The organism is Neobacillus drentensis (genome assembly GCF_036965645.1).
GTDB classification, from domain to species: domain Bacteria; phylum Bacillota; class Bacilli; order Bacillales; family Cytobacillaceae; genus Neobacillus; species Neobacillus drentensis_D.
In genome coordinates this window covers 36861-51062 of the sequence record NZ_JBALPZ010000033.1, presented here as the reverse complement: position 1 = coordinate 51062, position 14202 = coordinate 36861, and the positions used below count along the sequence as shown (strand labels likewise).

Sequence of the window (14202 nt, the reverse complement as noted above, 5' to 3'; positions counted from 1 at the left end):
CCAGGTTAATAAATGTATAATAAAATGCCCGATTTAAACTAAATCGGGCATTGTTTCTAATCAAGTTTACTTAAAAAGTCTAATATTCTTTCATTTGCCAGGTCATTAGCCTCAGTTACATAAATATGCCCAGCACCATTGATGGTCAAAAATTCTGCGTTTGGTATTTTCTCCGCTAAGGTTACTCCGTTTTCATATGGCACTAACCGGTCCGCATCTCCATGGATAACTAAAACTGGGACGTTGATTTGATCAATTTCACTGTAGGTATCATGAGCTAAGCAAGCCTGAAGCTGGAGCATGTAAGCATAGGGTTTGACAGGTACTTCGATCCGTTTTTGAATATCTTCAGCCACTTGATCCCGGTGATTTTCAATAAAACTTGGGCTGTACAGGATTGGTGCTGTGGTCCAGGCGATTTCTTCGGGTGTCGCAATTGCCGACCCTCTTGAAAGCAACAGCATGGAAACGTCAGCACCAGGCTGCACATGATGGATCCCGCCGGAAGTTGTGCAGCCTAGTATGAGAGAACGCGTCTGTCCTGGATATTTTAGCGCAAACCTTTGAGCAATCATGCCCCCCATAGAAATGCCATAAACATGCGCTGAATCAATTCCAGCTGCATCTAAGACTGCACGTGCGTCGTCCGCCATTTGTCCGATAGAGTAAGGCGTATAGGGCTTACTACTTGAACCTGTTCCGCGATTATCAAAAATAATGACCTTGTAATGCTCCCTAAGTATCGGTATTGTCCTGAACCAAGACTTTGAATTAAGCCCTAATCCCATGATTAGAAGCAGTGGCTCACCTTCCCCATGTATTTCATAATAAAGGTCGACCCCTTTGGCATTAGTTATTGGCATTCCATCCTTCCTTTCTTCCAATTAATAGTAAATAATATGAAGAAAAGTTTTATAGAAGACCATTTAGCCAGTTAAACTTAAACCCATTTAAGGGCGGATGAAAAATCAAATTTATTATCTAGGTTAAAAAACTTATAGAAGAATACTATTTGAAAGATTTTTTGTTGATCGTTTAACAAGAAATATTTAGAGAAGAGTCAGGCTCATGTTGTCGAAAATCTAGCTGAACAAGAATTTTTTTCGACAAAATTCACCGTACTCATCCAGAACTGCTGATTAATTAGTTTGGAGAGTTCTTGATTAAATAGGCTTGTTTAAATAGTTTGATAAATGAAGGATTGGAGAATTGAAATAATGGAGAAAAATGTCGAGAAGGAAGGGTTTACAAAATAGTCTTTTCCTACAATAATCATAATTATATCAGTATTCTATTAATAAGTAGATGACTTCTAAGAATTGCGGCGTTTATTAAAAAGAATATTTGCTAGGTTACTATAAAATCTTAGGAGGAATCTTTTTTATGGTTTATCTGCAAAAGCCGTGGTTAAAAATCTATGATACAAGAATTGATGAGCATGTGTATATTGAACACCAATCCCTTTATGATTTTCTAGAGGGTTCTGTTAACCAATATAAAGATAAACCAGCCTTCACGTGTTATGGCAAGGTTTGGAGTTTTTTGGACACAAAGGTGGTTATTGACCGATTTGCTGCAGGTCTAGCGAATGAAGGCTTCCAAAAAGGTGACCGCTTTGCCATTATGCTTCCTAATACCCCACAATATATTTTTAGCTTATTTGGGATTTTTCGACTGGGCGGGATAGCAGTTCAGGTAAATCCTATGTATGTAGAAAGAGAAATTGAACATGTTTTAACTGATTCGGGTTCACAGTATATCGTTGTTCTAGATACTCTATACAATAAAGTTAAAAAAGTCCAGCCAAAAACATCTTTGAAAAAATTTATAGTGGTCAGCCTGGGAAGCGAGAGAGCCCCTCTTGCACAAGGAGACCAATACTTTGATGAGTTCCTCCATGAGAATATAATAATCCCTGAAGTACATATCGATCGGGAAAATGATGTAGCATTGCTGCAATATACAGGTGGAACTACTGGTCCATCCAAAGGAGTCATGCTTACCCATCTAAATTTACTAGCTAACTTTAATCAGGTTTGTGATTTTGCTTATAAGACCTGTGAGAAACCAGAAGACTTCAAAATGATAACTGTTCTGCCCATGTTCCATGTATATGGACTCTCCAGTACGGCACTTTGTGGTATTCGAGAAGGGGCTAATCAGATTATTTTGCCGCGCTTTGATCCTAAGGAAATCATGGAAACGGTAAAACGCGAAAAACCGTTTCAAATGTCTGGAGTCCCAACAATGTATTTCACATTAAACAGCCAGCCTGGTTTAGAAGAATGCGGATTTGAACATTTATATTATATAAGCTGTGGAGGGGCACCGCTGCCTGTAGAAACAGCCAAATTATTCGAGAAAAGAACAGGAGTTAAACTGCTAGATGGATACGGTCTTTCTGAATCGGCACCTACAGCTATTTTCAGCCCTCCGTTTGTCCCTAGAAAATATGGCAGTGTAGGAATCCCTGTACAAAGTACCATTGCAAAAATTGTTATCCAACAGGATGGAGCATATATCGATGCGCCTGTGGGGATGGAAGGGGAACTAGTTATCAAAGGCCCTCAGGTGATGAAAGGATACTGGAATCGGCCACAGGATACTGAAGAGACACTTAAAGATGGCTGGCTCTATACAGGAGATATTGCTAAGATGGATGAGGATGGGTATTTTTATATTGTTGACCGTAAAAAGGATATGATTATTGCAAGCGGATACAATGTGTATCCTAGTGAAATTGAAGATGTCCTTTATCAGCACGAAGCTATTGAAGAGGCGTTAGTAATAGGGGTACCTGACTCTTATCGTGGTGAAACTGTGAAAGCTTACGTTAAGGTAAAAGGAGGATTTTCAGTCACAGAAGAAGAAATTAAACAATTTGGAAGGGAAAATCTTGCCCCCTATAAGGCACCAAAAGAAGTTGAAATTCGTTCGGAGCTGCCGAAGTCCTCGGTAGGAAAATTACTAAGAAGAGTCCTTCGAGAACAAGAAATATTGAAAGTTAAAGCTTACTAGAAAGAAGGGTATTGGATGAATATTCAAGAGCTTTTTAGTTTAAAAGGAAAAACCGCGATTGTAACCGGCGGTGGAAGAGGACTGGGGCAGCAAATTGCGACAGCTTACGCCGATGCAGGAGCAAATATCGCTATTTGTTCTAGAAATCTAGATGCCTGTAAACAATTTACTGAAGCTCTTCAGGAAAAAGGGGTTCGGGCAATTGCCTTCAAATGTGATGTCTCTAACGCTGAAGATATTCAGCATGTTGTGGACGAGACTTTGAAGGAATTTGGCAGAATTGATATATTAGTAAATAATAGCGGTACAAGCTGGGGGGCACCGGCATTAGAAATGCCCGCAGATAAATGGGATAAGGTGATGGAAATTAACCTTAAGGGTGTTTTTTTATTCTCCCAAGCTGTAGGAGAAATTATGGTTAAGCAAAAGTCCGGAAAAATTATTAATATCGCATCCATTGCCGGAATGGGCGGGCAAGATCCATTAGTTATGGATGCGATTGGCTATTCTGCAAGTAAGGGGGCGGTTATTACTTTAACCAAGGACCTAGCCGTGAAACTTGCGCCATACAATGTCCATGTTAATGCCATTGCACCTGGATTTTTCCCTACCAAAATGGCAAAGGCTATCCTGGATTATTCAGGTCAAAAAATCCTTGAGCGGACTCCGGCAGGAAGGTTTGGCTCAGATGACGACATGAAGGGTCCAGCCTTGTTTTTAGCTTCAGATGCTTCCAATTATGTCTATGGGCATATCCTAGTTGTAGATGGGGGAACGACAGCAGCCGTCCAATAATTTTTCGTTAGGCAGGAATTAAAGAGGTAAAACATGAATTCTAAACAACAAGATCCTATCCAGTTTTATAAACAAATCGAAGCAGAGATAAATAAAAGAATTCATGCTCGTACCAATACCCGAGCCTTTACAGCCGCAGTTGGCAAGGCACTGGATTCACATCTAAGAAAATTAAGGATTTATAAGCGATTAATCACTAGATGGTTAACCCGTTCGGATCTGGCAACCAAGGATGAATTGGCTGCCCTTTCTAATAGAATGGTAGATGTTGTGGGGGATATTGATTCTTTGGATGAATCAATATACCAAATCATTAACCAGCAACAGGCCAATCAACGCAAGCTGACAAAGGTTCGGGAATCACTGGAGGAATGGTCCACTTTTTTAAACAGCGAGGTAAAAGATCAACGCAGCAATTCTATTAAAACACTAGAAAATGAACTGCAGGAATTAAAGAAATTATTTGAGGAGGAAATGGATCATGACAGAAAATAATCAAAAAGTATTAGAAAATCAAGGAACTGAAGAATTAGAAAAGGAGCTTTCGAGCCTTGACCTATTATGGAAACTTGGGTTTGATGAATTAGATGCCTGGGCTGAGCGCTTTAATAAACAAGATGAGCGTTTCTTAGAAGCGGTAAAGAGCTATGTCGAGAAGTCCAAGCAGAATCAGGAAAATGTCATTACGATTGCGGCTCAATTTGGATTGGAGCTAAAGGAATGGGAACAGTCAACACGTGAAGAACTACTAATGACCACTACATCGCTGCAGTATTTCTTCCCTGTCAAATCCTATGAGGAAATCAATCAAGTAGTGGAAGATATTCAAAATAGATCGGCGCAGATTTTAATTACTCCCCTTCAGAAATTAACAACAGGCCAGATACAGGCTCTTGATAAGTTATTAGAAAACGCTGAACAATATATATCTATGAGAAAAAAGGGACGCGAAAAGTATCTCGAGAGTGTGAAGAAAACAACAAATGTGCTTTATGAAAATCAAAAATTATTTGTTGACGTCTTTACGAAACAGGTTAAATCAGCAATTTTACCTTTTCAAAAATATTTGAAAAAGTAATAGAGTAAACAAAATGATAAGAGGTGAAGGTAGATGTCTGACGAAAAAAATTACGAACCATATGAATCCCTTCATAAATATAGTTTATTGTGGGAAAAACAAATCAATGATTTTATCTTCCTATTAACCAATAGCAAAGAATTTGTAAAAATGTCGCACAGAGGGACAGATTTGCATGCGAGTTTTCTTGAAACTTTTAAAAAAAATCAAGAGACATTGGCAGGTGCCCTTAATTTCCCGACGAAAAATGATGTGACAAATGTGGCTAACCTTACCCTTCAAGCGGAAGAAAAAATGGAAGCCTTAGAAGAGCAAATTTGGGATTTACAGGATTCTGTAAAGTCACAAAATAAAGAGATTGAAAGTGTCGTCGAAGTATCCAAAGAAATCATCAAATTAACCAAGCAGTTAAAGACTGAGTTAGTTAAGACAAAGAAAGAGCTGTCAGATACAAAGAGCTTACATGCTGAACTTCAGGAATTGAAGTTTGAATTATTAAAAATGAATGATTTTAAACAGGAATTCGAGACAATTAAAGATCTGATTAAAGCAGAAAAGTCTGCAGAACCTGTGTTAACAAGCACAGCTTCAGGAAACTAACTAGGAGGGGGAGAAAACTACATTGGCAGCAGATTCACCTTTAACAGATTTCATTCCCACCTTGGATTATGACAAAGAAATGAAGCGCTGGGCTAACGTAATTAATATTCTAAGTGAGCCTGAGCCGAAAATTGGTCACACTCCAAGAAATGAAATTTGGCGAAAAAATAAATCCGTTTTATGGCATTATCCGGCGAAGCAAAAAAAATTTGAAATTCCTTTATTTTTCGTTTACTCCTTGTTTAATAAACCATACATTTTAGATATCGCCCCAAAGGCAAGTGTCATAGAGGGACTTACCAATATGGGCTATGAAGTCTATTTGTTAGATTGGGGTACACCAGGGTATGAAGACAAAAAGCTGGGGATTGACACGTATATTGAGAAATATTTACGGACAGCTGTTAAGCGGGCTATACGTCATTCAGGAGCTGAGGAAATAACGCTTATAGGCTATTGCTTAGGCGGAACAATCGCCTCCATTTATGCGTCCATAGCGGAAGAGCCAATTAAAAATTTAATCGTCGCGACTGTACCAATTGATTTTCACCCATTTATGGGGCCCGATAAGTGGGCTGAAGGGCTTAGAGAAGGAGATATTAACTTTGAGCGCTTTATTGATACATACGGGCTAATTCCTCCTAAAATGGTAGAAGGTATGTTCCGGGCAATTGGTGCGCCGATCTATTTTACAAATTATACAAATCTCCTGCATCGAGCACATGATTCAAAATATGTTGACAAATGGCGCAGGATGAATAAATGGACACTTGATCAGGTTCCATTTACTGGAGAAGCCTCTCGTCAATTGGCGAGTGATCTCTTTAAAGAGAACAAACTCGTTAAAGGTGAAATGATGGTTGGTAATAAAGTAGTAGACTTAAAAAATATTAAGGCCAATCTGTATGTCGTTTCAGGTTCTCGGGACAATTTAATTCTTGAAGAGCAAAGTAAACCGATTATGGATTTAGCCTCGAGTAAGGATAAAACCTATATCACGGTTGAAGCCGGTCATGTCAGTTTGGCTTTAACGGGTCTGTTTGCAAAAATTGTGCATCAATGGGCCTCAAGCCGTTCGAATCCGCTCTAAAAGTAGTCATAATAACGAGTACAAGTAAATATATAATATGTATAGCTAAAGGGGGAGAGGAAGAAATTCCCTCCTCCTTCAACTTGCCGCTTTATGCTTGTTTAAAAAGTTTCTTAGTGTCCTATTAAAGCTATCTTTTGCTTCAAGCTTTGCAATGTGACCCGTATTTCTGAAAATCACAAATTCAGAATGAGGAATTTGTTTATGCATTAACAGTTGTACCCAAGAAGGTATGACGGAATCATATTGCCCACCGATGATTAAAGTGGGAACCTTTATCCTTGGAAGTAACGTCAAATTATTAACTTCCAGGCAAGCCTCCATCGCTTTTAAATGATATTTTCTATTTGGTCGATAAGATTGGTAAAATTTTTCTAAATTATCTTTTTTCCAAGAATAAAGGCAAAATTTGGCGGCTTTTTCTCTTAGTACATCCGGTGAACTATTTTCTGCATGAGCTTTCTTATATTTTAAAAAGAGCTTCCCAAGTATTTCTGGCGCATAATGATAGGTGCTGACCAGCATTAAGGAACGGCACATCTCAGGGGCTTGACGATAGATCTCCTGAGTCACCATGCCACCCATTGACAAACCACATATGTGTGCGCTTTCAATCCCGAGACCTTTTAATAAACAGATAACATCCTTCGCAAAGTGTTTAATAGAGATTTCTCCAGGCTTTTGATACTCACCATGACCACGTAGATCCGGAATGATTAAATCGTACTGATCGGCAAATTCAAACTGATTCGACCAGCCCTCTTTTACTTCTCCGAGACCATGAATAAAAACTAATGGTTCACCCTCACCAAATCGCAAATAAGGAATACTAGAGCCACCAATATAAAATTCTCCCAATTTTGATTCCCCCTAGTGTTTTTATAAATATATGTTGCCAAGATTTGTAAGGTGTAAACGTTTATAATATCCTGATTGCTTAATTATATAGTTGTTGAGGTACATTTATTACCAATAAGTGTAATTTACATATATAAAGAAAATTCAGTATTGCAGGAGAAATTTGTTTTAAGATAGGGGGATATCAGCTAAAATGAAGTATTAAGAACCAAAACATTTTGCAGTAAAGTATTTGTAAATGAGGTACCAGGAATGATTAAAAAGTATTTAACCTTTCAAAAAAGTAATGGCATTGCACCCTATATTTGGACCATACTTTGCATCCTGCCTTTTTATTTTATCATCCAGTCCGCTTCTACGATTAAAATTGTCGTTGGTATATTATTGACGTTGGTTTTCTTTATTCTCTACCGGATTGCATTTATTTCTAAGGGCTGGCCTGTTTATTTATGGACCTTGATTTTAATAGGTATATCGATAACAGCGTCCAGTCTCTATAGTTATGTTTATTTTGCTTTCTTTCTTGCTTATTTTATCGGTAATATTAAAGATCGAATTGCTTTTTTAACTTTATATTTTATTCATCTCATAAGTACGTCTGCATCGATCAACTATAATATTGTCATGCAAGAAAAATTGTTTCTCCAGCAGCTGCCGTTCGTCATCATTATTTGGATTAGTGTGATCCTTCTCCCATTTAGTATTCATAATCGGAAGGAGCGCGGTCAGCTCGAAGAAAAGCTTGAGGATGCCAACAAGCGTATTTCGGAACTTGTTAAGATGGAGGAACGAAATCGGATTGCCAGGGACTTGCATGATACACTTGGTCAAAAACTTTCCTTGATTGGCTTAAAGACAGACCTTGCTCGGAAATTAATTTTGAAAGACCCTGAGCAGGCTCGTGATGAGCTTAAAGATGTACAGCAGACCGCCCGAACAGCCCTAAGTGAAGTACGGAAATTAGTTTCTTCCATGCGCGGGATTCGATTGAAAGATGAAATCTTTCGGGTAAAACAAATGATTAAAGCTGCTCAAATTAATTTTGAATCTAAAGGTGAGTTTGCACTTCAGAATGTTTCCCTTTTAACCGAAAATATACTCAGCATGTGTTTAAAAGAAGCAGTCAACAATGTGGTGAAGCATAGTGATGCTAAGACATGTTCTATTTCCATTACGCAATCGTGGAAGGAAACAATAATGACGATTCATGATGATGGTGACTTCAAAGGAGAGGCTGATAAGCTATGCGAGGGCCATGGATTAATTGGCATGAAAGAACGGCTTGAATTTATTAATGGCAGTTTAGAGCTTTTATCAGAAGTCGGTACCACTATAATCATAACGGTGCCTAATGACGTCAAACCAAGCGATAAGGAGGATGGCAAATGATTAAGATCGTTATTGCTGAAGATCAACAAATGCTGCTGGGTGCATTTGGTTCCCTGCTTAATTTGGAAGAGGATATGGATGTAATCGGAAAAGCTTCAAACGGAGAAGAGGCTGTGACGCTTGTTAAGAAACTAGAACCGGACGTTTGCATTATGGACATTGAAATGCCAGGGAAAAGCGGTCTGGAGGCCGCAGAAGAACTTAAAGGGCTCGGCTGTAAGGTCATCATTCTAACAACCTTTGCGCGATCTGGGTATTTCCAGCGGGCCTTAAAGGCCGGTGTTAGCGGTTATTTGTTAAAGGATAGCCCAAGCGAGGAATTGGCAGGTTCCATTCGAAATGTGATGGCTGGCCGGAGAATTTATGCGCCCGAGTTAATGGATGATGTGTATGGAGAAGAAAACCCATTGACCGACAGGGAAAAAGAAGTGCTCGAGCTTGTGGCAGATGGGAAAAACACAAAAGAAATTGCGGAGAAACTTAGCATCAAAACAGGTACCGTCCGCAACTATATTTCGATTATCTTAGATAAGCTAGAAGTTAAAAACAGAATTGAAGCAATCACCCAATCAAAAGAAAAGGGCTGGTTTAAATGAGGTGTATTCCTAGGAATACACCTCTTGTTTTTTGGGGATGTATTCTCTATTCAACTGCTGTTTGGTATCTGTCTAAAAAGTTTTTGATATATTCGAATACCTCAAATGGACGTTCTTCGGGTACAGCATGTCCAGTTTCTTTTAAAACAATTAATTCAGAGTTCGCTAAATCTTTTTGCAGCTGCTCCCCTACTTTAAGGGGCATGGATTTATCATGGTCTCCCCATATTAATAGACATGGTGTTTTGATTTGTTGAAGCACTTCCCCTGGCAGATCACCTTCCCTGTCACGGATCATTCTGGTTAGAGCTCTAAAAATTTCATCCTGTAAAAAGGGCTGGAGATAGCCGTTGATCATTTCTTCATTAATAATCGAGTGGTTATAAAGGGCATCTTGAAGATTCTTTCTAACCCCTGTACGGGCGAAATAGTATTTAACAAAGCGATGGAAATAAGGTAAATAACTTGTTAAGATTAAAGGAAATTTTGAACGTTTTAAATAAGCTGAACTGCAAAGAAGAATGGCTTTGTCGGCAATATCCGGCATCAGATGGAGAATATTAAGAACGATTTGCCCTCCCATTGAATGACCGATGAATGTCATCTTTTTTAATCCTAAGAATTCTGTTAGTTGGATAACCGTTTGGGCAAGGTTTTTATAAGAATATACATACTGATTACATTTTCCACTTTTTCCAAATGGCGGAAGGTCGACAGATAAAACTTGATAATCTTTTTTCAATAGTGAGATTAAATGCCGAAATGTAAAGGTGGATGAAAGAAAACCATGTAATAAAACAAACGTTTTTTTCGCTGTTTGATGAGGGTAAAATTCATAATAAACATTGATATTATTTACCGACTGATGGCCAACTATGGCCGCTGCTTGCTCCATACATTTATTCCTCCTGCTCCACATAAATAGTTGCCATTAATTTTCCCTCTACATCAGAAAAAATGCTAATATTTCAGTGAGGAAAAATAAGGAAAAAAGTGTACGTCTCTTCTAAAAATAGTACTAAATACTTATAAGAATCTGATAAAATTAAATCAAAAAAGTCTTCAAATTCACTGTACACAGTGTACATACAAATGTATTTATTTGGTGCCTGACACCAACTTTTAAGGGGGGAAGAAGGTTGAAAATTATTGAGGCGTGTGATGTGAATAAGGAGTTTAATGGCCGTTCTATTTTGAAGGATGTATCTTTTGCGATTGAGGAAGGAACGATTAATGGGCTGCTTGGTCCAAATGGGGCTGGAAAGACCACGCTTATTCGGCTGCTTAATGGGGTAATTGATGCCACAAGCGGAACGATAAACGTAATGAATTACAATCCTAAATTTCAAGGGGATGAAATAAGAACTAAGAGTGGGATTGTAACAGAGAGTGCCGCACTTTATCACGACATGAGTGCTTGGGACAATCTTGTCTTTTTTGCCAAGATCTATAGGACATTTGATTCAAAGCGTATCGATTACCTGCTTAAACAATTTGAGCTGTTTGATAAAAAAGATCAATTAGTAGGTACGTTTTCAACAGGTATGAAAAAAAGATTATCATTAGCAAAAGCACTTATCCATAAGCCTAGGCTGTTATTCCTGGATGAACCTACAAATGGATTGGATCCAGAAGGGATTAATGAGGTTATTCACTTATTAAAGAAGGTTAACGAAGAAGAGGGTGTTACCATTTTGATTTGTTCTCATGTCCTTCACCAACTAGAAACGATTTGTGAGGGATTTCTCTTTCTAAAGGAAGGCCGTTTGATAGAACAGGGTACCAGAAGAGAGTTAGAGGATAGATATTTATCTGAGATTAAGCTTTTAGTGGAGACCGGGCTTCAACCTTCTGATTCTAAAGTTTATAGAGGATATCCCTATAACAGAAAGGGTCCAACTCATCTGGAATTCACTCTTCTAACAAAGGAACAGATCAGTCCATTACTAAAGGAAATCCTCAGAGAATCATGGATCTATTCAAGTGAGATCACCAATAGAGGGCTTGAAACACTTTATTTCAAAATAAGGGGTGAAGACCATGAATAAACGAATTATTATGGCCATTGTCCAAAAGGATATCAAGACAACCTTTTCATCCAAAAAGGTATGGATACCGATGATCCTTCTCCCTGTTATACTTTGTGTTATTCTTCCGGCAGTGTTTGCCTTTATTGGAATTCATACAGGTCTGGTCAGCGGGAATACCAATGATTTAGAAGAGCCAATCAATGATTTTTTAAGAAGCTTTCCTAATGGTGATATGCGGAACACCCTGGCATCTCTGCCAACATTGGGATACAAATCTGTTTATTTCTTTTTAAACTTTATGATGATTCCCTTCTTCTTGATGGTAGCTATTATTAACTCGATGGTAACTGCTTCAAATAGCTTTGCAGGAGAAAAAGAAAGAAATACGCTCGAAACATTATTATTTGCGCCGATTACAGTCAAAGAGCTATTCATGGGAAAGGTGCTAGCATCCTTTTTTCCATCACTGCTAATTTCTTTTGCATCCTTTCTGATCAATGCAATTGTTGTAAATGTGATTACCTACCCTTATTTTAAAGAGATATTGTTTTTTAATTCTACATGGCTTTTATTGATGTTTTGGGTGATTCCGGCATTAGTTATTTTTAATATTATCCTGAATGTCTTAGTGTCAGCCAGAGTAAAATCATTTCAAGAAGCCCAGCAATTTGGCGGATTGATGGTACTCCCTGCGGTTGGTCTGATTATCAGCCAAGTGAGTGGTTTGTTCTTCTTAAGCCCGTTATTACTCGTTCTTATCGGGGCGGGATTGCTAATTGCTAATGTATTATTACTAAAGGCCATCACAAAATTTAACCAAAGAAACGCTCTTTTTGAAAGTCAAATCCACTAAACTTTACTTCGAGTGTCCACCCGAGGTGGATAATGTCTTTCTTTGGTGCCTGTCACCACTAAAAGAAATGACAAAAAAAATTTTTTTAGAAAATTGAAATAAAATGTTTGAATTTTTAGAAAACTCCTTGTATAATGAAAAAAAGCTCAAGGAGTTGATTTCCATGGAAAAGAAGTTACTTAATTCACCACAACATTCGGATGAGAATCAAGATGCTGTTATTGCTGAGATGTTCCTAAACAATGTCCTGCTTGAATTTAAAAGGGAGAAAATCCGTAAGGAAATCGACCAAACATTACAAGATGGGGATAAGGAGTTATTCCTAAAATTAACAGAAGAGCTAAAGAAAATTTCATAATTACTTACTATTGTAATCAAATATCAATAAGTCTGCCCTATCCTTAATTGGATAAGGGTTTCTTTCTGTTTTGAGTGAATCGATTATCGTTATAAAATGGTCTTTGTTGTGTCACCTTGTATTAACTGCTGATATAATCATATTCAAAGTGTTAACTTTCAAAAACTAGATGCTGGGGGATTCCATGGAAACGAAATTCAATTTGTATTTAATCAGACATGGTGAAACTTATTTAAATCGCTATAAGAAAATGCAAGGCTGGGCTGATAGTCCACTAACTGAGGAAGGTAAAACAGTCGCAATCGAAACGGGGAAAAGATTGGCCGATGTTCAATTTGATCGCGTTTATACGAGTGATTCGGGGAGAACCGTTGAAACCGCTGAATTAATAATACAACAAAATAATTTCAACCATAACTTGGTGATAAATAGAAGAAAAGCCTTTCGAGAAAGTTTTTTTGGAAGCTTTGAGGGAGAATATTCTGAGGTTGTTTTTCAAAAGATAGCCCAAGACAATGACTGTTTGAGCACGAAGGAATTGTTTCAAAGTCATAATCTAGAAGCTGTTATGAATTTCATAAAAATATCTGACCCATTTCATCATGCCGAAGATTACGCTGAGTTATGGGAACGGATTGAAATGGGATTAAATGATATCGTATCAGCTAGTAAACGTCATAATGAAAACATATTACTTGTAACACATGGGGTTATCATAAGAAATATTATTAGTAAATTTTCTTCTCAATTTAATAATGAAATGGAAATAAAAAATTCTAGTGTCTCTGTATTAGATTATTCAGGAAACGCTTTCAAAGTTGTTTCTTTTAATCAATAGACAATAGAGTAAGCCGTTGAAAGGATTGAGTCAGTCCTTTTTTATAAAGTTACGGATATTTCATTTGATTGCCCCAAAAAACTGAAAATAGGCTGATAATAAATTGTACTCTAAAAGAATGTTTTATGGAGAGGATATTGTGAAAGAGAGGGTCATTGAGGAATTAAAAAGGATAGAGCAGGAATTTGAAGTGAAAATATGTTATGCCGTTGAGGCAGGAAGCCGGGCTTGGGGCACGTCGTCAATGGAAAGTGATTACGATGTTCGGTTTATATATGTTCATAAAAAAGATTGGTACTTATCGATTGATCAAAAACGAGATGTCATTGAGCTGCCGATTAATAAACAACTCGATTTAAATGGGTGGGATTTACGGAAAACTCTCCAGCTGTTTAAAAAGTCAAATCCCTCCTTGTTAGAATGGCTGCATTCAAGCATCGTTTACTATCAAGCCTTTTCACTGAGGGAGAAAATGATAGAACTAGAGGAGCAAATATTTGAACCAAAGGCATCCCTATTTCATTATATAAATATGGCAAAAAGTAATTATCGTCATGGTCTTCAAGCCACAGCAAAGAATAGTAAGCGCTATCTAAACGTGATACGGCCCATCTTAGCTTGCATGTGGATAGAAAAGCATAACCGTTTCCCGCCCAATGAGCTTCAACAGTTACTAGAGGAAATGATTAAGGATGGAGA

The 14202-nt window shown here is 37.8% G+C and carries 16 protein-coding genes; 13 read left to right on the top strand and 3 right to left on the bottom strand.

The window, feature by feature from the left end:
* Positions 1-56: 56 nt before the first annotated feature.
* Positions 57-863, bottom strand: a complete 807-nt coding sequence (locus V7266_RS06255) for an alpha/beta fold hydrolase (RefSeq protein ID WP_335466731.1) — start codon at positions 861-863, stop codon at positions 57-59.
* A gap of 520 nt (positions 864-1383) precedes the next feature.
* On the opposite strand from V7266_RS06255, the gene V7266_RS06250 reads away from it, so the two are divergent.
* The 6 genes from V7266_RS06250 to V7266_RS06225 are packed head-to-tail and all read left to right on the top strand — an operon-like array spanning position 1384 to position 6581.
* Complete coding sequence (locus V7266_RS06250) at positions 1384-3018, top strand: long-chain-fatty-acid--CoA ligase (protein WP_335466729.1); 1635 nt, start codon at positions 1384-1386, stop codon at positions 3016-3018.
* A 15-nt stretch (positions 3019-3033) separates the two neighbouring features.
* Positions 3034-3813 carry an SDR family oxidoreductase gene (locus tag V7266_RS06245; RefSeq protein ID WP_335466727.1) on the top strand — a complete coding sequence of 260 codons (780 nt, stop codon included), beginning with the start codon at positions 3034-3036 and terminating at the stop codon, positions 3811-3813.
* Between the two features lie 33 nt (positions 3814-3846).
* Entirely contained in the window at positions 3847-4308 is a 462-nt protein-coding gene (locus tag V7266_RS06240) for a hypothetical protein (protein ID WP_335466725.1), read from the top strand.
* Entirely contained in the window at positions 4295-4891 is a 597-nt protein-coding gene (locus V7266_RS06235; RefSeq protein ID WP_335466723.1) for a hypothetical protein, read from the top strand. The genes V7266_RS06240 and V7266_RS06235 overlap by 14 nt, the downstream gene beginning before the upstream one ends.
* A gap of 33 nt (positions 4892-4924) precedes the next feature.
* Complete coding sequence (locus V7266_RS06230; RefSeq protein ID WP_335466720.1) at positions 4925-5491, top strand: polyhydroxyalkanoate biosynthesis repressor PhaR; 567 nt, start codon at positions 4925-4927, stop codon at positions 5489-5491.
* 22 nt (positions 5492-5513) lie between these two features.
* Entirely contained in the window at positions 5514-6581 is a 1068-nt protein-coding gene (locus tag V7266_RS06225) for an alpha/beta fold hydrolase (RefSeq protein ID WP_335466718.1), read from the top strand.
* Between the two features lie 78 nt (positions 6582-6659).
* Here V7266_RS06225 and V7266_RS06220 read toward each other — a convergent pair whose 3' ends face one another.
* Positions 6660-7439 carry an alpha/beta fold hydrolase gene (locus tag V7266_RS06220; RefSeq protein WP_335466716.1) on the bottom strand — a complete coding sequence of 260 codons (780 nt, stop codon included), beginning with the start codon at positions 7437-7439 and terminating at the stop codon, positions 6660-6662.
* Between the two features lie 252 nt (positions 7440-7691).
* Between V7266_RS06220 and V7266_RS06215 the strand changes: the two genes are divergently transcribed.
* Together V7266_RS06215 and V7266_RS06210 are read left to right on the top strand one after the other, a co-directional pair.
* Positions 7692-8828, top strand: a complete 1137-nt coding sequence (locus V7266_RS06215) for a sensor histidine kinase (protein ID WP_335466714.1) — start codon at positions 7692-7694, stop codon at positions 8826-8828.
* On the top strand, positions 8825-9424 hold the full coding sequence (locus tag V7266_RS06210; RefSeq protein ID WP_335466713.1) for a response regulator transcription factor: 600 nt from the start codon (positions 8825-8827) through the stop codon (positions 9422-9424). The genes V7266_RS06215 and V7266_RS06210 overlap by 4 nt, the downstream gene beginning before the upstream one ends.
* A 46-nt stretch (positions 9425-9470) precedes the next feature.
* Here V7266_RS06210 and V7266_RS06205 read toward each other — a convergent pair whose 3' ends face one another.
* The gene (locus V7266_RS06205; protein ID WP_335466711.1) at positions 9471-10319 is read right to left on the bottom strand and encodes an alpha/beta fold hydrolase; all 849 of its coding nucleotides are present in this window, start codon (positions 10317-10319) and stop codon (positions 9471-9473) included.
* A 244-nt stretch (positions 10320-10563) separates the two neighbouring features.
* Between V7266_RS06205 and V7266_RS06200 the strand changes: the two genes are divergently transcribed.
* The 5 genes from V7266_RS06200 to V7266_RS06180 all read left to right on the top strand — a co-directional run.
* Entirely contained in the window at positions 10564-11472 is a 909-nt protein-coding gene (locus V7266_RS06200) for an ABC transporter ATP-binding protein (protein ID WP_335466709.1), read from the top strand.
* The gene (locus V7266_RS06195) at positions 11465-12307 is read left to right on the top strand and encodes an ABC transporter permease subunit (RefSeq protein WP_335466707.1); all 843 of its coding nucleotides are present in this window, start codon (positions 11465-11467) and stop codon (positions 12305-12307) included. Before V7266_RS06200 ends, V7266_RS06195 begins: the two co-directional genes overlap by 8 nt.
* 163 nt (positions 12308-12470) lie before the next feature.
* A complete protein-coding gene (locus V7266_RS06190) occupies positions 12471-12665 on the top strand; it encodes an IDEAL domain-containing protein (protein WP_335466705.1) in 195 nt (64 codons plus the stop codon).
* Positions 12666-12849: 184 nt separating this feature from the next.
* On the top strand, positions 12850-13503 hold the full coding sequence (locus V7266_RS06185) for a histidine phosphatase family protein (RefSeq protein WP_335466703.1): 654 nt from the start codon (positions 12850-12852) through the stop codon (positions 13501-13503).
* A gap of 139 nt (positions 13504-13642) precedes the next feature.
* The coding region (locus V7266_RS06180) for a nucleotidyltransferase domain-containing protein (protein ID WP_335466701.1) at positions 13643-14202 on the top strand (560 nt) is incomplete at its 3' end.

Bases quoted from the DNA above. Each gene is read 5' to 3' on its own strand.
- V7266_RS06185 (WP_335466703.1), top strand. From the start codon at position 12,850: ATGGAAACGAAATTCAATTTGTATTTAATCAGACATGGTGAAACTTAT.
- V7266_RS06230 (WP_335466720.1), top strand. From the start codon at position 4,925: ATGTCTGACGAAAAAAATTACGAACCATATGAATCCCTTCATAAATAT.
- V7266_RS06205 (WP_335466711.1), bottom strand. From the start codon at position 10,319: ATGGAGCAAGCAGCGGCCATAGTTGGCCATCAGTCGGTAAATAATATC.
- V7266_RS06245 (WP_335466727.1), top strand. From the start codon at position 3,034: ATGAATATTCAAGAGCTTTTTAGTTTAAAAGGAAAAACCGCGATTGTA.
- V7266_RS06255 (WP_335466731.1), bottom strand. From the start codon at position 863: ATGCCAATAACTAATGCCAAAGGGGTCGACCTTTATTATGAAATACAT.
- V7266_RS06195 (WP_335466707.1), top strand. From the start codon at position 11,465: ATGAATAAACGAATTATTATGGCCATTGTCCAAAAGGATATCAAGACA.
- V7266_RS06210 (WP_335466713.1), top strand. From the start codon at position 8,825: ATGATTAAGATCGTTATTGCTGAAGATCAACAAATGCTGCTGGGTGCA.
- V7266_RS06190 (WP_335466705.1), top strand. From the start codon at position 12,471: ATGGAAAAGAAGTTACTTAATTCACCACAACATTCGGATGAGAATCAA.
- V7266_RS06250 (WP_335466729.1), top strand. From the start codon at position 1,384: ATGGTTTATCTGCAAAAGCCGTGGTTAAAAATCTATGATACAAGAATT.
- V7266_RS06240 (WP_335466725.1), top strand. From the start codon at position 3,847: ATGAATTCTAAACAACAAGATCCTATCCAGTTTTATAAACAAATCGAA.
- V7266_RS06215 (WP_335466714.1), top strand. From the start codon at position 7,692: ATGATTAAAAAGTATTTAACCTTTCAAAAAAGTAATGGCATTGCACCC.
- V7266_RS06235 (WP_335466723.1), top strand. From the start codon at position 4,295: ATGACAGAAAATAATCAAAAAGTATTAGAAAATCAAGGAACTGAAGAA.